Origin of the sequence: Mesorhizobium sp. M0018, from assembly GCF_040323955.1 — a bacterium.
In the GTDB taxonomy this organism is placed as follows: Bacteria; Pseudomonadota; Alphaproteobacteria; order Rhizobiales; family Rhizobiaceae; genus Mesorhizobium.
Genome location: NZ_JAMYVL010000011.1, coordinates 167,969 through 186,849 on the forward strand (window position 1 = coordinate 167,969; position 18,881 = coordinate 186,849).

The following is an 18,881-nucleotide window of genomic DNA, read 5'->3' on the forward strand; positions in this document are numbered from 1 at the left end:
AACTCAAATCAGGAAAGACCCGGACCATGAAAATCTCCCGCCGTTCCCTGCTTGCCGGCGCGCCCTTCGCCGCCGGCCTTCTCGCCGCGGGCCTGCCGCGCTTCGCCTTTGCCGAAGCGGAACCAGTGAAGTTCCGCTCCCTCGCCAGCCGTGGCAGCATCTCTCCGCATGAGCTGGCCGGCGAGCTCGGCTATTTCAAAGGCCTCGGTATCGAGGTCGAGAATGTCGGCTATTCCGGCGGCGGCCCGGAATCATTGTTTGCGCTGGCCTCCGGCAGCGTCGATATCGGCTCGGCTGCAACCGCAGCCGTGATCAACTCGATCTCCGGCGGCAACGACTTCGTCGCCGCCTATCCGAGCAACGGCATCAACAGCAAGGTGCGCAGCGTCTTCTACGTGCTGGACGACAGCCCGATCAAATCGATCGCCGACATCGCCGGCAAGACCATCGCCGTCAACACGCTCGGCGCCCATCTCGACTACACCGTGCGCGAGGCGCTGCACAGCGTCGGCCTGCCGCCGGATGCTGCCAATCTCGTCGTCGTGCCCGGACCGCAGCTCGAACAGACCTTGCGCTCCCGTCAGGTCGACATCGCGGCGCTCGGCTACTGGCAGGCGACGTTTGCCGGCGCCCTCGTGGACAACGGCGGCGTGCGTGGCGTGTTCAACGACACCGACGTGCTGGGCGAGCTGGCCGGCGGCTTCGTCGTGCTCAGGCGCGACTTCATCGCCGCGCATCCGGACGCCGCCCGCAACTTCGTCGAACAATCGGCGCGCGCCTCCGACTGGTCGCTGCAGAACCCCGACGAAGCGCGCAAGGTGCTCGCCACAATCCTCGACAAGCGCGGCGAAAACGGCGAACTGGCGCGTTACTGGACCGGCTTCGGCCTGCGCCAGGGGGCCAAGGCGACGGACCGCGACATCGACTTCTGGGTCAGCGTGCTCGAGCGCGACGGCCGCCTGCCAAAGGGCAAGCTGAAGGCAACAGACATCCTTTACCGGCCGGGCGAAACCAAGACCAACTGACAAAGGCAACCGACCAACCAGTTGGGAGACGCGCGCGATGAGCAGCACAAGCGGCGGTCAGGTCAGCATACGCGACCTGTCCAAATCGTTCAGCATCAGTGGGCGCTCGCTCGCTGTTCTGAGGACCCTCAACCTCGACATCCGCTCGGGCGAATGCCTTGTCATCGTCGGCGCCAGCGGATCGGGCAAGACCACGCTGCTGCGCATCCTTGCCGGGCTGGAGGCCGCCGACAGCGGCGGCGTCGCCATCGACGGCAAGCCGGTGCACGGCGTCGGTGCCGAACGTGCGGTGATCTTCCAGGAACCGCGCCTACTGCCCTGGTTGACCGTGCTCGGCAATGTCGCCTTCGGTCTCGAAGTGCGCGGCGTGCCAAAGGCCGAGGCCGAGGAACGGGCGCGCTTCTATATCGCGCTCGTCGGCCTCGCCGAATTCAGCGATGCCGTTCCCCGGCAGCTGTCGGGCGGCATGGCGCAGCGCGTCGGCATCGCCCGCGCCTTGACCGTGCAGCCCGAAATCCTGCTGCTCGACGAGCCGCTGGGCGCGCTCGATGCGATGACCAAGATCGGCATGCAGGAGGAACTGGCGCGCATCTGGAGCGAGGAGAACGTCACCATGGTGATGGTGACGCACGACCTCGAGGAAGCAATCTACCTCGCCGACCGGGTGCTGATCCTGCCCAAGGAGAAAGGCGGCGCGGCGCGGCTGATCGACATCGACCTGCCCCGCCCGCGCGAGCGCAGCGAAAGCCGCTTCGTGCGCTACCGCGAGGAATTGCTGCGCGAATTCGGCCTGCACTGAAAGCCGCCTAAGACCCCTGCCCCGCTCTTTCCTGGAACCGGATTCCCCGCCCCCGCATTTCCTTAACCGGGAGGCGAAGGAGCGCGGCATGAAAGCCTTGTTCGCAATCTTTGGCGGCTTCGTGCTGACGCTCGCCGTATTCGCCAGCGGTCTCGCCTTCGCCACCTGGCTTCTAATAGCCAAGCCGGTACGGCCGGCCGCCCCGGCCTCCAGCGTCGCCGAACTGTGGGCCAAGGATCCGCGACCGGTGAACCCAGCCTCGCAGCGCCTCGAGCGCCTCCCGGCCCGCCCGGTCCCCGTTCGCACCTCGGAAGTTGATCGCACCGCGAAACCCGCCGACACCGCAGCAGCTTCGACACCCGACACCACCGGCTCCATCAAGCCGGTGGTGGAAGAGCAGCAGACGCTACCCGCCGCCCATGTCGAATGGTGCGCCAGCCGCTATCGCTCCTACCGGCCAGACGACAACCGCTACACGTCCTACAGCGGACAACAGCGCCCCTGCATCTCGCCCTATTTCGACACCGGCGCCGCCGATGACGGCAGCTATTTCGAGGCGAGCGATACGTCGTCGGTGGAGGGCTACCCGCCATCGGATGAACCCGGCGCCGCCGAGCTCTCATTCGACCACGTGCAATACTGCTTCAGCCGCTACCGGTCATATCGACCGGAGGACAACAGCTATCAGCCGTATTCGGGCGGGCCGCGCAGGCAGTGCGAGTAGGCAGGCCGTGGGGTGGCTGGCGGCCGCAGTGCATAGCGCCTTGTGCGACCCCACCCAACGATCACGCAGATTTCTTGGATCATTCGGGTTGGCGCGGCGTTCATCCGATACCCAAAGGAGAAATCAACATGGGCGACGACCGGGAAGACAAGATTCGTGAGCGCGCATACCAGATCTGGGAACGCGAAGGCGGGATCCATGGCGATCCCGAGCGGCACTGGCACCGGGCCGAGGCCGAGATCGACAGGGAGGCGGCCCTGCCACTGACGGCAGGCGATGCCCTGCCGGAAACCCGCGAGGTCGCGAGCTCCGACGTTTTGACGGTGGAGGCCCTGGCGGTGCGCACCGGCATATCGGGCGAACAGGCGCAGGAGCTGATCGACAGGCTGGGAAACGACAGGGCGGCTATCGAACAAGCGGCGCGCAACCTTAAGGGGAAGCACCGGCTCGGGGAGTGACAGATGATCAGAAAACTCAAAGACGGAAAATACCGCCTCTATTCGCGCAAGAAGGACGAAAAGACCGGCAAGCGCCGCAATCTCGGCACCTTCGATACCCGCGAGGCCGCCGAAAAGCACGAACGTGAGGTGCAGTATTTCAAGAGGCATTGAGGCGGCGTGCTGTCGCTTCGGTGCCTCCATTAGTTGATATTGAACAAAACGGGAACAAAAATGTCAAGAGCGAATTGACTCTGCGAGGAATGCCTTCCTATTTGTCAGCAGGCGGGGCGGTTGCTCACAAATCGAGGAGAGCCGCGATGGGCAGACGAAAAAGCCGGTTCGACAGGCTGTCGGCGAGGGATGCGGAGGCGGTCATCAGGGACACTTTGAGCCTGCGCAAGACGGTGCTGTCGTCGCAACTGCATCTGAAGGCGCATGGCGAGCTGTTCTGGCAGCTTTGCGGGCTTGTCGAGAAATTGCACGAGGTGCTGGCCAGCGTAGCGGAGAAGGAGCCCGATTACCGGATGGCGGAGCTTGGCCTGCTTCCGCTGCCCGAGGATTACTCGACCCGGAAATGAGCCATGGCCGGGCCGATGGACAGCGTCGGGCGTGCCGCCAAGGCCAACATGCTGCTCATCGTGGAGTGCGGTCATTGCTACCATGTCGGACGCTTCAGGGCGAATGACGTGGCCCAGGTGGTGGGCTGGAACAAGCCGCTGGAAGCGATCAGGTTCAGGTGCAGGCGATGCAGCCGCAAGGACACGACGGTGAAGACGCAGTTCATCGACCAGGATCATCCGCCCAAGGGCTACATCTGGGTGCTGCAGAAATTCAAGCGCTAAAACAACGAGCCTTGCGCCGGCGCCTGCTGCGGAAACTTGATCTGTGTCGCCGGTTTTTCGACGATCACCAGCGCGTCATCGGGCGCCGTGCGCTGCAGGTGCCTTGCCTCCGACCACGGCGCGGTGAGCCAGGCCTCCGTTTCTTCCGGCGTGGTCAGGATCACCGGCATCGCCTTCTCGTGGATCGGCGCGATCAGCGCGTTGGGCTGGGTCGTCATGAAGCCATAGACCTGGTGATCGGCGGGGCCGTCCTTGACCTTGCGAATGCCCTGCCAGCGCGTCCACAGGCCGGCAAAGAAGAACAGCGGGCGGTCCTCGCCGAGTGCAAACCAGTAGTTGCGCTGAATGCCGGTCTCGGGGTCCTTGTCGCCGGGCGTCGGGCTGGGCTCGGCGAAGCTGGTGACGGGCACCACGCAGCGGTTCTCGATGCCGAGATATTGCTGCCAATGGCCGTATTGCGGATTGCGGATATTTGTGGTGCCGTAGTCGGCCTTGCCCTTGACCCGCTCCAGTGGCGTCGGCATGCCCCACAGCAGATTGGCCAATTCGCGTTCGCCGTCCGGCGCGTTGCGCACCACAGGGCCGGGCTGGTTGGGATAGATATCGATGGAGGGTTCGAGATTGCCGAGGATGTCGCGCAAGGCGCGGGTCCACTGGCGGATGGCCTCCTGGCTGGTCGTGATGTTGTAGAGATTGCACATTTCAGGCCGTTCCCGGATGCTCAGGCATCTTGTTGGAAACGGCCTGGAATTTCCAGCGCTGTGCGTCGGGTTGCTGACACGGCAGGCCGTGCCAGCAATGGTTTGTGAGACTTACCGCGCCGATTGTCTCATAGCTTGTGCGGCGACTGCCGCGAGAAAAGCCCTCGCCGCGGCATCGCAGGCCGCTCGAGACGGGCCTTTGGCGAAAAGAAGAAGCTCGGCGGCTCGAATGTTGAGCCCGTGCTTCCTTGCGAATGTGGCTAGATCGTAAGGCTTGTTGTCGTAAGGTTCGTCGTCGTAGTCGATCGTCAGATCGTAGTTTTCTTTCATTTTCTTCCTCCCTTTAGCGATCTCCCCCCTCCTGTCGCTAACGCAAAATTAACGTCGATGGCGGCGGGCGAGTCCACCAATCAGAGATTGTGTAAAAAACGTACGAGCTCGCATGCTCGCCCTCGCAACGGGCCTGCGAGCAATCGCCGCGGACCGGACCGGTCGAAAGTGCCGATTATGATGGCAATGTTGGAAAGGCTGCCACGGCCTGGTGCTACGGGGTGTCCGCGACGCCTAGCGTGCCTAAATAGCCGGCATTTTCATCTTCCAGGCCCCGGTCCGCAGCCGGCCTCGTTGGGTCCGGCTAAAGGATAAATCCGGCTAATAACACCGTAAGGAGTAGTGACAGCGGAACGGCCGCAAGACACCAGATCTCCAACGTGTTGTTTTGCAGCGGGTCCATCATCAGCCTCACTTTTTGGTTTGTCATTGTGACACTAACGGTTGATCGGAGGTAGCGGTTCCAAGCGACGCCGTTCATAGAGCGCTGCCTGTGCTGCATATTAGCAACAGCTTGACGACCGCTGCGTACCGCTTGGACAACTTCACTGGCGCCGGTGGATGCGTATTCCCTCGGCATCAGTCGTGCGGGGATAGATCGCCGCCCATGATCAGCGCCGAGCCGGTCATGCTCCGGGACCCGATGGCTGCATCTATCTCCGGCCGAAGTTTCGCTACCACCGAGCCGATCCGATGTTCACTCCAGCCAGCGATGCGCGTTTACAGGGACCTAAGTCTGACCTGCCTGCGCAATGGTCTTGTGTACGGCCGGCGTCGGGAACAACTGCGCCCGTCTTCAGTTGATGCCGTCACCTCCTCGAGGAGACATCGGCGCAGAATCAGTCCCTTCATGCGCTGATTAGGGTCCGCCTGCCATTGCTGGATTTGGCAGGCGGACCCTTGGTTCTGTACGCTCCAGATGAAAAGCGGGTAAGCTCGGGATCACTCATCATCCCAGAAACCCCGTAGAGACGTATGGCGGAGGTCTTCCTCGCCCCTGAGATGCTTGACCTGAATTGACATCCGAGACGACCTCCCAGCGCGCGCACGCAGCGGGGTCGCCCTCAGCCTTCCAGCGCCTCGTGCTGGTAAAGCTCGTCCATGCTGAGCGTCGCAAGCGCGGCGAACGGCGCCTGCTTTTTCACGCGGCCGTGGCTCAGGATCACGACGTCGTCGCAGAACGAGATGGTGCTGCGATGATGGCTGATGACGATGGTAGTGCGGCGGCCGGCCCGCGACTTGAGCGTCTCGACGATTGCCGCTTCCGACAGGCCGTCCACCGCATTGGTGGCTTCGTCCAGGATCAGGATATCGGGATCGCGCACGAGCGCTCTGGCCAGCGCGATCCGCTGTCGCTGTCCCGCCGAGAGATTGACGCCGCGGTAGCCGACGACCGTCCAGTAACCCTGCGGCAGTTGCTCGATGAAGCCATGCGCTTCGGCCAGTTTTGCCGCGCGCTCGGCGTCATCGGCCGAGGCCGCGTCCTGGCCGTAGATGATGTTGTCGAAAATCGTGCCGTCGACCAGCTCCAGCTCCTGGCTGGCAAGCGCGATGTGCTTTCGCCACTGGCCGGGGTCTATGCGGTCCAGCGGCGATCCATCGACGAGGATCCTGCCGCTATCCGGTTCGACGAAGCGGCACAAAAGGTTGACGATCGTCGTCTTGCCGGCGCCCGACCGGCCGATCAGCGCGGTCGAGCGGCCGCTACGGATACCGAAACTCGCCGCATGCAGCACCACCGCGCGCTGCTCCGAGCCGGAATAGGTAAAGGTGACGTCCTCGAACTTGATGCCTTGGCTGAGCCCGGGGAACGCTGCGCTGCCTTGCGGCGGCGCTGGCTTGTCGGATGGGTCCAGCATCCACGTCACCTCTTCCAGCGATCCGCTGAGGCCCTGCAGCTGGCTCCAGGCCATTTGCAACGATCGCATGTAGGGCTGCAGCCGGTAGAGCAGGATGACGAAGGCGACGATCAACGGGAAGCTGACATTGGCGAACCAGGCGCCGATCACCACCGCCAGGAACAGCATGGCGTGCAGAACCTCGGTCAGCGGCGGCAACGCTCCCTGGCGGGTTAAAAGCACGAAGGCCGCCCGGCGCACCGCGTCGGATGCCTGGTCGAAAGCCGCTTTCTCGCGTCGCTCCTGGCCAAAAATGCGGATCAGCCGCCCGGCATGCACCAGATGCAGCATCTGCGATGCGAGCTGGCTGTTGCGGGAGGCGACGCTGCGGCTCGGCGCCTTCAGATTGGCCGACAGCACGGCGTGCGCGACCTGGACCAGCGCCAGGCCCAGCGTCACCAGCAGCGTCATCTGCCACGACAGGAGCAGCAGGAAGGTCAGGAGGATGATTGCGGCCGACGCGTTGACGATTGCCCCCAGCATGATCTGGATGGCATCCGAGGCCCGCCAGGATTCGTTGGAGATGATGTTGAGCAGCCGTCCGGGGCTTTGCTGCAGGAAAAATGGATAGCCTACCCGCAGCAGCCGCTCCGACAGCGCGCTGCGGATCGAATGGCTTGCCTTGCCATAGATAAAGGTGGTCAGCAGCGTGTTGGCAAAGGCGAACAGGTTCTTCAGCACGATCGAGCCGAGAATCGCGACGGATATGACGATCAGGCGGTCGCGCTCGCTCAAACTCGATCCGACATGCTGGAAGACGGCGGAAAAGCCGGCCATGCCGGTCTGCCCCTGCTGCCCCATGATTATGTTCAGCAACGGGATGATCAGGCCGATGCCGAAGCCTTCAAGCGCGGCACTGAGCAGCCCGAGCACCACCACGGCCGGAAGCAGGCGCAACTGTTTTTGCCCGAGCGCGCGGCGCAGCATCGGCAGGCTGGGCGGCATCAGTCGCATGATGGCGGATCACCTTGCCTCGGCATTTGCCTGTTGCTCCTGTCGCATTTCCGTCGTCGCGGGGGATTTCGCCAGCAAAAGCACCGCGAACTTGGCCGCGCCCAGCAAGTTCATGCCGATGATCGGCCAGTGCGACAGCTTGAGTTCACGGTCGAACAGCGGGCCTTTCCCCAGTTCGCGCAAGGCCGCCCTCATCGACCAGTAGAAATGCCGAAGCAGCCACGGCGCGTGGCGGATATGCTTCAGGCAAAGCCCGCCATTGCCCATGCTGTAGTCGCGATGCAGCTTTTCGATGGCCTTGCGGTCGCGCCGGCCGTGATGGTGATAGATGGTCATGTCGGGCACGTATTCGACCGGAATCCCAAGCAGCACCGCCCGCACCAGATAGTCCGTATCCTCCGCCGATCGCAGCGGGCCGCCGGCGCCGAACCGTTCGTCGAACCGCCCGATACGGGCGGCGACATCGCGATGCATCGTCATGTTGCAGCCAAGCACGAAGCCGCCGGGATGGACATCCGGCGTAAGCCGCGCGCGCACCAGCGACCGCTTGATGGTGAACGGCAGGTCGCGGGGGTCGCCGATCTCGACGCGGCCGCCGCGGATGACCCGTTCGCCGGCCGCATAGTGCCGCTGCAGATCGCGCAGATAATCCTTGTGGACCGCGCAATCATCATCGACGAAGACCAGCACGCGGCCCCGCGCCCGCTCCAGCCCGGCGTTGCGCGCGGCCGCCAATCCGGGTCGCGGCTCGCAAATGGCGGTGAACGGGATGTCCGACAGTTCGGCGATGCTGGCCAGCCGTTTGGCCGTGCTGTCGGTCGAGCCGTTGTCGACAACCACCAGCTCGGCGGCAAAGTCGGCATGGGCACGACACGCGGCCTGGATCGAGGTGATGCAGGGCTCGAGTACGGCGACACGGTCGCGTGTGCAGACAATGAAGCTGACCGCCGGCGCCGGTCCTTGCTGCGGCCGCGGCGACATGGCCGCCGGCACCGTCGAGCGGCCGCGCTGCTGGACCTGGTGCGATTTGACGAACATGCGTTGCTAGCTCAACTGGTTCGAAGGCAAAACCGCCGCGGCCGGCACGGACTGCAGATACCGCGACAGGGCATCCACCCGCCTGGTGACCGACATCGAGGCGAGACTGAAGCGCGGCGCGAAGGCACCGGTCCGAAACACGTACTGCTCGCGCCGCCGGATGAGGTTCCATTTCGCCGTCCGCGTCAGGAATTCGTGCATCAGCAGCGGCTGCCTTTCCCCCGATATCAGCTGGTAGAGGAAATAGAACAGGTTCAGCGTGCCGGCCTGGTAGCTCGGCCTCGTCTCGGCCGGCAGTGCCGAAATCCTTTCTTCCAGCGCCAGGATCCATTCGGCGGCACGGCGAACCGTGCCCTTCGACAGGACCTCACCGATGTCGCGCAGGCCATGCGTCTCTTGTGCGAGCCCTTCGCGCTCGAGGTTCTCGGCGACGATCTTCAAATGGGTCCTGCGCATTTCGCGCTTGTGCCTGTTGGTCACGCTGTCGTCATGGATACGATAGGCGATCAGGCTTTCGGGGATCATGGCCGCCGGGTAGCGGTCGGTCAGCCGCCTGAACAGGTCGAAATCCTCGGCATGCTTGTAGCTTTCGTCATAAAATAGAACGCTCTCTTCGATGACCTTCCTGTTGTAGACGACCGTGGAATGCATGAAGATCGTGAAGAACATCGACAGTATTCGCAGGATATTGTCCTGGAATATCGGATCGGGCGAACCCCTGACGATGCGGTTGCCGAGCAAGGTATCGAAACCCGCGCCGCATAGGGCCAGGTCAGGCTGCTGGTTGAACAGCGCGACCTGCCGCGACAGGCGCTGGGGATAGGCGATGTCGTCGGCGTCCATCCTGGCGACCAGATCGCCGCGCGCCACGGCCAGGCCTTCGTTCAAAGTTGCGATCAGGCCACGGTTTTCGCGTGAGATGATCGAGATGCGATTGTCGGCCTGGCGGTATTTCTGCAGGATCTGCAGCGAGTTGTCGGTCGAGCCGTCATCGATGGCGATGACCTCCAGACGCTCGTAATCCTGGCGCAGGACGCTGCCCAGCGCAGCGGCGAGATAAGGTCCGGCATTGTAGATCGGCAGCAGAACGGAAACCAAGGGAGCAGCAGCCATGATCAGCTCCGATCGGTTCGGTGCAGCTTGCGCGGCAAGGGTGACGTGCCACCATCAAGCGGCCTGCCCGGATATGCTCCCGCCGCGAGCCATCCGGCATTGCCCACGTCCATGCCTGCCGAGATGGCGCCGCGGCCTTTTCCAGCAACATAGGGGAAGTGGCGCTTGAGGCTGTTGAGCGGCTTTTCGAAAAGCAGCCACGAAACCGAAGCCAGCATGAGCGTCGCAGTTCCCGCGACCAGGAACCGCCCCGGCCCTTGCTCCGAGACGTTGAGCGGGATCCAGGGCTGCGACTTGACAACCAGAGCCAGCACTATGGGATGGTAGAGATAGACGCCGTAGCTGATGCGGCCAAGGCCAAGCAGCGGCGGCAGTTCGAGAAGTTTTCCGACGCGACCGCCAATGCCCGTTGAACAGCTTGCAACGATGACCACCAGAGGCGCGACAGGCAGGATCTGCAACAGCAGCCAGAGACCCCATTCCTGCACCGGATTTGCCGGCGCCGGCGCAAACCACTGCAGAACGAAAAACGCCGCGGCGAGCCCCGGCCAGCCAGCTCGAAGCCATCGCGGCAAGCCGGCTGTTCTTGACCGGTAGGCGGCGAGCAGCGCGCCTGACGCCAATGCATCCATCGACGCCGGCGGCAGCAGGTCGCGCGCCAAACCGGGCGTTCCCGCGATCGGCCAATAAAACCGGTAGGCCAGCGACAGCATGATCACGCCGATGCAGATCGCTTCGAGGCGCTGGCGCGGTGCCAGCAGGACGATCAGTGGCCAGGCGATATAGAACTGCTCCTCGATGCTCAGGCTCCAGAAATGGCAGAGCAGCCAGGGCGTCCATTCATTCTGCGCCGCGTACCAGAAATTCGACAGATAGAGGGCATGCCAGGCCAGCGATCCTCTGGACTGCTCCAGGTCCACCAGCCAGACGAAACCCAGCACGGCGAAATAGGGCGGGAATATTCGCAGCGCCCGCCTGATATAGAAGGATTTCAGCGCCGGTCCGGTTTCGAATTCGGCGGCCGCTCTGGCTTCCAGCAGCAGTCGCGTGATCAGAAAGCCGCTCAGCACGAAGAACAGGCGCACGCCGATATGGCCCCAGAACGAGGACCCTCCGGCCGCGAAGAAATGGGAGTACAGCACCATCGTCACGGCGATGGCCCTCAGCGCGTCCAATTGGGTGTCGCGCGCATTTCCCATTAGCGGCATACGCCGGAGGGACGGCGAAACTGCCAATCGGTCAATATAGCGGCGTCGTTCACGGCGCATTCCAATCGGAAGCGCCCCCCTCAGGCAGAATAGGGCCACCATTGTGCAACGCAACACAAAAAGTTGACACATTTGAAACAGGAGCGTGAGGCGCAGCTAATAAAGGCTAAAGAACAGCAGAAAGCAGCCTGAATTGTCCACTTTTGACGATTTTCTCGCGCTGCCTTGGCCCGCCGATATCGGCGGGAGGGTGCTGCGGTGCAGCATGTTCGCCGCCATCACGGACGCAAAATCGGGGTCTGGACACAGATTGACCCCACAGGACCGGCCGGCGACCGACGCTCCGCGACCTTCTTTTCTGCGCTGGCGCGGCTGCTGTTAGCGCGACAACAGTGGGAGCAAGCGCGAGCTTCCCACTCCCGAGTTACGCCTCCTTGTTGGCATTCGCGAGCGCCACTGCGCGACGCTCCGGGAGCCCCAATCCGACGAGCGCGCCGGCGAGCGAGAGCAGAGCGGAGACGTCGATTGCCGAGGTGAAGCCATCGCTGAACGCGTCGGTGGACGAGAAGCTTCCAGTGCCGGCGAACACCGCACCGGCGATCGCGATCCCGGATACGCCGCCGAGAAAGCGGAATGTGTTGAACGTGCCGGCAGCCTTGCCGACCTCCGGCCGGGCGACCGCATTGAGAACCGCGTTCTGCGCGGCAGGCATGGCCATCGACACGCCGGCACCGGTAATGATCAGTGGGGCGACTAGCTGGATATAGGGCAGATCAGGTGCGGCGATCTGCGCCAGCCAGGCCATTCCAGCCGCTTGCAGGATCAGTCCGGCCACCACAAGCCAGCGCTCGCCGACGCGGTTGATCAGGCTGCCGGAGATCGGTGCGACCACGAAAAGCGTCGCGGTCCAGGGCAGCAATCCCATGCCGGCGCCGAACGGCCCACGGCTCTGGGCAAACTGCAGAAACTGCGGCAACAGGAACACGAGGCCGTACATGGCGGCGCAAAGCAGGAAGTTCGCCCCTACGCCCGAGGAGAATGCGTGCGCCCGAAAGAACCGCAAAGGCAGCATGGGCTCACGGGTACGCAGCTGCCAAAGGACGAACACGATGGCGAAAAGCAGCCCGGCCGTCAGCGCCGTCAGCACTTCAGAGCTGCTCCAGCCCACGATGTTGCCGCGCATGAGGCCCCAGACCACTCCGAATGCCGCCGCAGTTACCAGCACGACGCCGAGGACATCGATAACCGTGCCCGGCCCGTGACTCTCCGGAATCCGACGCATCACCAGCGGGATGAGAACGATGCCGACCGGGACATTGAGCCAGAAGATCCAGTGCCAGGAGAGGCCTTCGGAAATCGCACCGCCCGCCATCGGGCCGATGATCAGGGCCAGGCCGGTGATGCTGCTGAAGATACCCAGCGCCTTGCCTCGTTCCTCCGGAGGAAAAGCGACGCTCAGCAGCGCCATTGCCAGCGGCATGACCATTGCGGCACCTGCGCCCTGGACCGCACGGGCCGCAATCAGCAATCCGGCATTTCCAGCGAGCGCGCAGGCAACCGACGCTGCGACGAACAGCGCCAATCCGGCAACGAGCGTACGGCGGCGGCCGAACCTGTCACCGAGCGCAGCCCCGGTCATGAGCAGGACGGCAAAACTCAAATTATAGGCGTTCATCGTCCATTGCAGCGTCTCCAGCGAGGCATCGAGCTCGACCCGCATCGTGCTCAATGCCGTCGCCACGACCATCGCATCGAGAACGACCATCAAGGAGCCTATCGACGTGAGGGCGAGAACCCAGACCTTCGTTGATCCCGCACTTTGCTTGCTCATGATTATGGCGCCTCCGGCTTGAACAAAGGGCCCGCCAGGTTGACGGGCCCGTGATCCAGAGACGCGTAGGAACCATCAAAGGATTCCAGCCAAACAAAGTTTTTTCGACCGAATCCTTTTGCCATCGTCGAGCGTCTATAAGACGCTGCGCCTGATGACCCGCGCCTTGCCTGGGAGATACGCATGAAATTGATCCTTGTGCGATGACCGGATCCGCAACCGGCACCCCAGAAGGACGGGAGCCATTTGACCGGCTGCTCGGCGAATTGCGGCCGAAACTGCACCGCTATTGTGCCCGCATGACCGGTTCGGTGATCGATGCCGAGGATGTCGTCCAGGAAGCTACGGTCAAGGCGCTCGAGGCGTTCCCCGGGACCGGGCCGATAGCCAATGTCGAGGGCTGGCTGTTTCGCATCGCGCACAATGCCGCGCTCGACCACCTACGCCGTCGTGCCAGGTTGGATGCCGCGCATGTCGTTGAGGATATCGATATGATCCCTGACCCCGGTATGTCGGCCGAGGGTCGACACACTGCAGCCGCAAGCCTGCAGACCTTCATGCGCCTGCCCGCGGCGCAGCGTAGCAGCGTCATCCTCATGGATGTGCTCGGCTATACGATCGAAGAGATCGGCAACATTATCGACAGCAGCGTTCCGGCGGTGAAAGCCGCACTGCATCGCGGCCGTCTGCACCTGCGCCAGGTCGCCGGCGAGCCTGACGATCGGCCTGTGCCGGTGTTGGCCGAGCCCGAGCAGGCGCGTCTGGCAGCCTATGTAGAGCGGTTCAACGCCCGCGACTTCGATGCGATCCGCGACATGCTGGCCGAGGACGTCCGGCTTGACCTCGTCAACCGGCTCCGGGCGAGTGGCCGCACGAAAGTGGGCCGGTACTTCCACAATTACGCGGGTATCCACGATTGGCGGCTGCTTCCAGGCCTGGTGGATCGGCAGCCAGCCATTCTTGTGATCGATCCGGACGACTCGGCCGGAGGGCTAAAATACTTTATCCTGCTGGAATGGGCCGGCGACAGATTGGCGAGAATTCGCGATTTCCGCTATGCGCGCTACACGCTTGACGGCGCCGAGGTGGTGCCTCTGCTTGCATAGCAATTCGCGTTTCATAATGCCGAACAAACACTGCCAGCTATTTTTGGATCGCGGCCGCTTGCCATCCAAGCGGCCGCCCTTTTCCACCGATCCTGCTTTAAGCCGGTTGCAACTCCCTGCGCGGCAGCGGCGGGAAGGCGATCGCAATCGCCATCGCGCCAAGCCCGACAAGGGCCGAGCCGATGAACAGCCAGGAATAGCTGGCATAGGCATCGAACACCATGCCGCCGGCGAGCGGGCCGAAAGCCATGCCGAGGCTGGACAGCATGGTTACTGCACCGAACACCGTACCGAGGATGCGCTGGCCGAAATATTCGCGCGCCAGCACCGCATAGAGCGGCATGACGCCGCCATAGGTGGCGCCGAAGATGACGGCGAGCGTGTAGAATTGACCAAGCTCGCTGACCGCCAGATAGGCTGCGATGACCACGGCCTGTATGGCCAGCCCGGTGATCAGCACCGGCTTGACGCCCAACCGATCGGCAAGCACGCCGTAAAGCAGCCGGCCACCCAGCCCTGCCAGGCCCTCGATGCTGTAGATGCTGACCGCCGCCATCGGCGCTATGCCGCACAGCATGGCATAGCTCACCATGTGGAAGATCGGCCCGGAATGCGCCGCGCAGCAGGCAAAGAAGGTCAGTCCCAACACGATGAATTGCGGCGAGCGCAGCGCCTGCGGAACCGTCATGCCGGCACCCTCGGCGGCAACGCTTGGGGCAGCGCCGTCGGCAGCGGGCTTGGGCGGCTGGCGCACCAGAAGCGCGGCCGGCAGTAGCAGCACCCACGCGGTTATGCCGATGTCGAACATTGCGGTGCGCCAGTCGTAGGCCGAAATCAGCCAGCGGGCGAAGGGCGAGATGGTCATTGGCGCCACGCCCATGCCGGCCGAGACCAGCGAGACGGCGAGGCTGCGGTTCGTGTCGAACCAGGCGGAGGTGAGCGCGATCATCGGCGCGAAGAAGGCGCTTGCCGCGAGGCCGACGAGCACGCCGTAGGCCAACTGGAAAACGAGCAGCGAACCGGTGCGGCTGGCCAGGACCAGCGCCAGGCCGAGCAGCACGGCGCCGGTCATGACGACGATGCGGGCGCCGAAGCGGTCGTAAATGGCGCCCCAGGCGAAGCCGCCGAGGCCCATTACCAGGAAGTTCAGCGTCATCGCACTCGATATGCCGGCGCGCGACCATTGTGTGTCGAGCGCCATCGGTTCGAGGAAAATCGCCAGCGAGAACATTGCCCCGAGGGCGACACAGGTCATCAGCGCGCCAGCCGCGACGATAACCCAACGATAGGGAAGGCTCATTTCACTTTTCTCCCATGCCGGAAGCGTTGATACGGCACGACCTTTTCGAGCTCCGCCGAGCCGCTTGCGTCCGAAGGACGTTGGACATGTCTTGAATCCGACAATCCGGTTGCATTTTTTATCCAGTCGGCGCGATGGCGCCATTCCACGGCTTTCTGGATTGACCGCGCACCATTCGAAGCTAGATTTCCAACCGGCGATCAGGAGCTGTCAAGCATGGCAAATCAGGAACTTCATCGCGGCCGTCTCATCGACCACCTCCAGCTGGTGGTCAGGGATCTTGCGGCCAGCCGTCGTTTCTACGAGGCGGTTCTCAACGTGCTCGGCATACCGATCGGTGGCGCCGGCAATAATTATTTCTGGGCCGACGAGCTGTTCATTTCCAGCCCCGACAGCCCGGCGGCCCTGGGAAAGCTGACCGGCCGCCACCACCTGGCCTTCCAGGCAAATGACCGCGCCATGGTCGACGCATTCTACAGGGCCGGTCTCGACGGCGGCGGCACCGACAATGGCGCGCCCGGCGAACGATCCTACCATCCCGGCTATTACGCCGCCTTCCTGCTCGACCCCGACGGCAACAACATCGAGGCCGTCCACCACGGCGCGGCCAACCGCAGCGCCGATTCAGTGAAGATCACGTTCTAGCTTCGGGTAAGGGTGGTTCGCACCGGCCGGCACGGTTGGTCTCTGCCAAAAGCTGGGTGCTTGCGTCAGACCGCGTCTGCCCTATCGCGTCAGTGCCGCCATTTGGCCCACCAGGAAGTCGACGAACAGCCGCGCCCGGACCGGTAGCTGCCGCCCGTAGGCATGGACGATGTGCACCGGCATGGTCCGCATCGCCACCTCGGGCAGCATGCGGACCAGGCGGCCCGTGTCGAGATCGTCCTGCACCGCAAACTGCATGAGATGCGCGATGCCGGCACCGGCAAGTGCTGCATTGCGGATGGCGCCGCCGTCGTCGGTGTCTAACCGGCCATCCGGCACGATCATCGTACCGTCGGCAAACGTGACCGGATAAGGCCGGCCGGCCATCTGGTGGCGGACGAAATCATGATTCTGTAGGTCCTCGACCGATGCCGGGCGGCCGCGCCGCTCGACATAGGCCGGTGAGGCCACCAGCACGATCGGCAGATTGGCGATCTTGCGGGCAACCAGCCCCGTGTCCGACAGCGCCCCCATGCGCACGGCAACATCATAGCCTTCGCGGATCAGATCGGCGTGACGGTCGGTGACGCTGAGCTCGACCTTCACTTCGCCATGCTGCGCAAGGAACGCTTGCGCCCATGCCGCGATCAGGCCGCGACCGAGTTCGACCGGCGCTGTAACGCGCAGCAGGCCGCGCGCCGTATCGGCCATCTGGACGATGTCTTCGGCATCGTCCAGCGCCCTTAGCAGTGGCGCCACGCGCTCGTAATAGGCGAGGCCTTCGCTGGTGAGCCCGAGCCGACGCGTCGAGCGCTGGATCAGCCTGACGCCGAGCCGGCGCTCGAGCCGCGCCACGCTTTTCGACACCGCCGACGGGCTGGAGCCGACCAGCCGGCTGGCGGCATGGAAAGAGCCGGCATCGACGGTTCGGACGAAGGCGACGAGACCGGCGGTCTTTTCGAGGATGGTGGTCATTCCGGAATTCCAGGAACGAAAGAACGGATTGTGGGCACCATAATACGCGTTTCGATCATGATTAAATACCGCTCATCGTCAACAAAGGAGAGATTTGATGAGCAAGCTGAACGGCAAGGTCGCCATCGTCACCGGCGCCTCCAAGGGTATCGGCGCCGCCATCGCCAAGAGTCTTGCCACGGCCGGCGCCGCAGTGGTCGTCAACTACGCCTCGTCACGGGAAGGCGCTGACCGCGTTGTCGCCGAGATCGAGGACCGTGGCGGCCGCGCCGTCGCCGTCCAGGGCGACGTGTCGCAAGCGGCTGATGTGCGCCGCCTGTTCGAGGCGGCGAAATTGGAGTTTGGCGGGCTCGACATACTGGTCAACAATGCCGGAGTCTTCGCATTCGAGCCGCTGGAAGCGGTGACCGAGGGCGAGTTTCACCGCGAGTTCGACACCAATGTGTTGGGCATCATTCTGACCACGCAAGCAGCAGTGAAGCATTTTGGCGCGGGCGGCGGCAGCATCATCAACATAAGCTCGGTCGCCAGCCGCAATCCGCAGCCGAACTCGCTCGTCTACGCCGCGACCAAAGGTGCGGTGGACACGATCACGCTGTCGATGTCGCGGGAGCTCGGCGCACGCAACATCCGCGTCAACGCCATCGCGCCCGGCGGCATCGATACCGAGGGCCTCGCGCGCATCGGCATCGTCGGCAGCGAATTCGAGAAGCAGATTGTAGCCAAGACGCCGCTCGGTCGCTTCGGCCTGCCCGACGATGTCGCCCGCGTCGCGGTGTTCCTCGCCTCCGACGAAGCGTCCTGGCTGACCGGCGAGCGCATCACCGCCTCGGGTGGCTGGCGATAGGCATGGAGGGCGCGAACCTGCCGGCTCGCTGACCGTGCTACCCGCGGCGCGACGCACTGCAATCGATGACGAGAGCGACCTAAGCCCTATGTAGCAGCGAGGGAGGAGCGCCGTGCGCCATCGATGACGGCGAGATGCCAGGGAGGTAACGAATGACGGGCGACGAAAAAGCAATCCGAAAGCTGGTCGAGACGTGGATGGATGCGAGCAAGCGTGGAGACATCGCGACCGTCCTCAGCTTGATGACGGACGACGCAATCTTCATGGTTCCCGGCCGGGAACCCTTCGACAAGGAGATCTTCGCGGCAGCCGCGCGGGAGACGGCCGGCGTTCATATCGACGGCACGAGCGATATCGTGGAACTACAGCTTCTCGGCAATTGGGCCTTCATCCGCAGCCGCATCAATATGACCGCGACCCCGCCGAATGGCGAGCCGGTCCATCGATCGGGATATGCGCTGACGCTCCTGCGCAAGGAGGCGGATGGTGAGTGGCGGCTCGCACGCGACGCAAACCTGCTGACCCAGCAAGGCTAGAGCCGGTCTCCGGCATCTCTGCACCTGGGCCAAGATGCGATGCAGGTCGCTCTGATTCCCTCCACCTGATCACACCGGCAAGAGGGCGTTCGGCTTGACATCGGCGATGGAGGCGAACGTGTGCGTTTCGCGCACGCCGGGCAGCGGCAGGATGACCCGCTGCAGGAAATCCTGGAACACCGCCATATCGGCGATCCGCGCCTTGACCAGATAATCGAAACCGCCAACCACCATATGGCACTCCAGAACCTCCGGAGCTTTCGCCACGGCTTCGGCGAAGCGGTCAAAGACATGAGGCGCCGTGTGGTCAAGCCGGACCTCGATGAACACCAGCGTTCCCCGGCCGACCTTGCGCGGATCGAGCATGGCCCTGACCGCGGTGATGAACCCGTCGCGGAACAGGCGCTTAACCCGCTGGCTGGTTCCGGTCGGCGACAACCCGACGCGCCCGGCGAGATCAAGCGTCGTCCGACGGCCGTCTTCCTGCAGCAACCGGAGCAGGCTGCGGTCTATCTGGTCGAGGTCGCTCATTTCACAATCCACGCTATCTAAGGGATTTGCGTGTTGAT

General features: G+C 63.6%; 21 protein-coding genes. 11 read left to right on the forward strand and 10 right to left on the reverse strand.

What is annotated here, in order from left to right:
* Nucleotides 1–26 precede the first annotated feature (26 nt).
* The 7 genes from NKJ81_RS17775 (at nt 27) to NKJ81_RS17805 (ending at nt 3,830) form a co-directional block, all read left to right on the forward strand.
* The gene (locus NKJ81_RS17775; RefSeq protein ID WP_352472197.1) at nt 27–1,025 is read left to right on the forward strand and encodes an ABC transporter substrate-binding protein; all 999 of its coding nucleotides are present in this window, start codon (nt 27–29) and stop codon (nt 1,023–1,025) included.
* A gap of 37 nt (nt 1,026–1,062) precedes the next feature.
* Nucleotides 1,063–1,824 carry an ABC transporter ATP-binding protein gene (locus NKJ81_RS17780; RefSeq protein WP_352541204.1) on the forward strand — a complete coding sequence of 254 codons (762 nt, stop codon included), beginning with the start codon at nt 1,063–1,065 and terminating at the stop codon, nt 1,822–1,824.
* Between the two features lie 88 nt (nt 1,825–1,912).
* Nucleotides 1,913–2,548, forward strand: a complete 636-nt coding sequence (locus NKJ81_RS17785; RefSeq protein WP_352541205.1) for a BA14K family protein — start codon at nt 1,913–1,915, stop codon at nt 2,546–2,548.
* A 128-nt stretch (nt 2,549–2,676) separates the two neighbouring features.
* Nucleotides 2,677–3,006, forward strand: a complete 330-nt coding sequence (locus NKJ81_RS17790; protein ID WP_352541206.1) for a DUF2934 domain-containing protein — start codon at nt 2,677–2,679, stop codon at nt 3,004–3,006.
* Between the two features lie 3 nt (nt 3,007–3,009).
* The gene (locus tag NKJ81_RS17795; RefSeq protein ID WP_023677295.1) at nt 3,010–3,159 is read left to right on the forward strand and encodes a hypothetical protein; all 150 of its coding nucleotides are present in this window, start codon (nt 3,010–3,012) and stop codon (nt 3,157–3,159) included.
* A gap of 146 nt (nt 3,160–3,305) precedes the next feature.
* Nucleotides 3,306–3,566 (forward strand): hypothetical protein, encoded by a 261-nt coding sequence (locus NKJ81_RS17800; protein ID WP_352541207.1) that lies wholly within the window; start codon nt 3,306–3,308, stop codon nt 3,564–3,566.
* A gap of 3 nt (nt 3,567–3,569) precedes the next feature.
* A complete protein-coding gene (locus tag NKJ81_RS17805; RefSeq protein WP_352541208.1) occupies nt 3,570–3,830 on the forward strand; it encodes a hypothetical protein in 261 nt (86 codons plus the stop codon).
* Here the strand turns inward: NKJ81_RS17805 and NKJ81_RS17810 are convergent.
* From NKJ81_RS17810 to NKJ81_RS17840, 7 genes are all read right to left on the reverse strand, one after another.
* Nucleotides 3,827–4,531 carry an SOS response-associated peptidase gene (locus NKJ81_RS17810; RefSeq protein WP_352541209.1) on the reverse strand — a complete coding sequence of 235 codons (705 nt, stop codon included), beginning with the start codon at nt 4,529–4,531 and terminating at the stop codon, nt 3,827–3,829. The two genes, NKJ81_RS17805 and NKJ81_RS17810, sit on opposite strands and share 4 nt — an antisense overlap.
* A 111-nt stretch (nt 4,532–4,642) precedes the next feature.
* Nucleotides 4,643–4,861, reverse strand: coding sequence for a hypothetical protein (locus tag NKJ81_RS17815; protein WP_292659780.1), 219 nt, complete (start codon nt 4,859–4,861; stop codon nt 4,643–4,645).
* A gap of 1,064 nt (nt 4,862–5,925) precedes the next feature.
* The gene (locus NKJ81_RS17820; RefSeq protein ID WP_502904295.1) at nt 5,926–7,713 is read right to left on the reverse strand and encodes an ABC transporter ATP-binding protein; all 1,788 of its coding nucleotides are present in this window, start codon (nt 7,711–7,713) and stop codon (nt 5,926–5,928) included.
* A gap of 9 nt (nt 7,714–7,722) precedes the next feature.
* Nucleotides 7,723–8,751 (reverse strand): glycosyltransferase family 2 protein, encoded by a 1,029-nt coding sequence (locus NKJ81_RS17825; RefSeq protein WP_502904296.1) that lies wholly within the window; start codon nt 8,749–8,751, stop codon nt 7,723–7,725.
* Between the two features lie 6 nt (nt 8,752–8,757).
* A complete protein-coding gene (locus NKJ81_RS17830; RefSeq protein WP_352541210.1) occupies nt 8,758–9,864 on the reverse strand; it encodes a glycosyltransferase family 2 protein in 1,107 nt (368 codons plus the stop codon).
* Between the two features lie 2 nt (nt 9,865–9,866).
* On the reverse strand, nt 9,867–11,063 hold the full coding sequence (locus NKJ81_RS17835; protein ID WP_352541211.1) for an acyltransferase family protein: 1,197 nt from the start codon (nt 11,061–11,063) through the stop codon (nt 9,867–9,869).
* A 433-nt stretch (nt 11,064–11,496) separates the two neighbouring features.
* Nucleotides 11,497–12,903 (reverse strand): MFS transporter, encoded by a 1,407-nt coding sequence (locus tag NKJ81_RS17840; RefSeq protein WP_352541212.1) that lies wholly within the window; start codon nt 12,901–12,903, stop codon nt 11,497–11,499.
* A gap of 203 nt (nt 12,904–13,106) precedes the next feature.
* Here NKJ81_RS17840 and NKJ81_RS17845 point away from each other — a divergent pair, with 203 nt between their 5' ends.
* On the forward strand, nt 13,107–14,009 hold the full coding sequence (locus tag NKJ81_RS17845) for a sigma-70 family RNA polymerase sigma factor (RefSeq protein WP_352541213.1): 903 nt from the start codon (nt 13,107–13,109) through the stop codon (nt 14,007–14,009).
* Nucleotides 14,010–14,106: 97 nt separating this feature from the next.
* Here the strand turns inward: NKJ81_RS17845 and NKJ81_RS17850 are convergent, their stop codons facing one another.
* Complete coding sequence (locus NKJ81_RS17850) at nt 14,107–15,309, reverse strand: MFS transporter (protein WP_352451471.1); 1,203 nt, start codon at nt 15,307–15,309, stop codon at nt 14,107–14,109.
* A gap of 216 nt (nt 15,310–15,525) precedes the next feature.
* Here NKJ81_RS17850 and NKJ81_RS17855 point away from each other — a divergent pair, with 216 nt between their 5' ends.
* Nucleotides 15,526–15,954: a VOC family protein gene (locus tag NKJ81_RS17855; RefSeq protein ID WP_352541214.1), complete on the forward strand. Its 429-nt coding sequence runs from the start codon at nt 15,526–15,528 to the stop codon at nt 15,952–15,954.
* A gap of 81 nt (nt 15,955–16,035) precedes the next feature.
* Here NKJ81_RS17855 and NKJ81_RS17860 read toward each other — a convergent pair whose 3' ends face one another.
* A complete protein-coding gene (locus tag NKJ81_RS17860) occupies nt 16,036–16,929 on the reverse strand; it encodes a LysR family transcriptional regulator (protein ID WP_352541215.1) in 894 nt (297 codons plus the stop codon).
* Nucleotides 16,930–17,026: 97 nt separating this feature from the next.
* Here NKJ81_RS17860 and NKJ81_RS17865 point away from each other — a divergent pair, with 97 nt between their 5' ends.
* Both NKJ81_RS17865 and NKJ81_RS17870 read left to right on the forward strand, forming a co-directional pair.
* Nucleotides 17,027–17,776 carry an SDR family NAD(P)-dependent oxidoreductase gene (locus NKJ81_RS17865; RefSeq protein WP_352541216.1) on the forward strand — a complete coding sequence of 250 codons (750 nt, stop codon included), beginning with the start codon at nt 17,027–17,029 and terminating at the stop codon, nt 17,774–17,776.
* Nucleotides 17,777–17,928: 152 nt separating this feature from the next.
* The gene (locus NKJ81_RS17870; protein WP_023677276.1) at nt 17,929–18,312 is read left to right on the forward strand and encodes a YybH family protein; all 384 of its coding nucleotides are present in this window, start codon (nt 17,929–17,931) and stop codon (nt 18,310–18,312) included.
* Between the two features lie 69 nt (nt 18,313–18,381).
* Here NKJ81_RS17870 and NKJ81_RS17875 read toward each other — a convergent pair whose 3' ends face one another.
* Nucleotides 18,382–18,843: an Lrp/AsnC family transcriptional regulator gene (locus tag NKJ81_RS17875; RefSeq protein WP_023677275.1), complete on the reverse strand. Its 462-nt coding sequence runs from the start codon at nt 18,841–18,843 to the stop codon at nt 18,382–18,384.
* Nucleotides 18,844–18,881 lie beyond the last annotated feature (38 nt).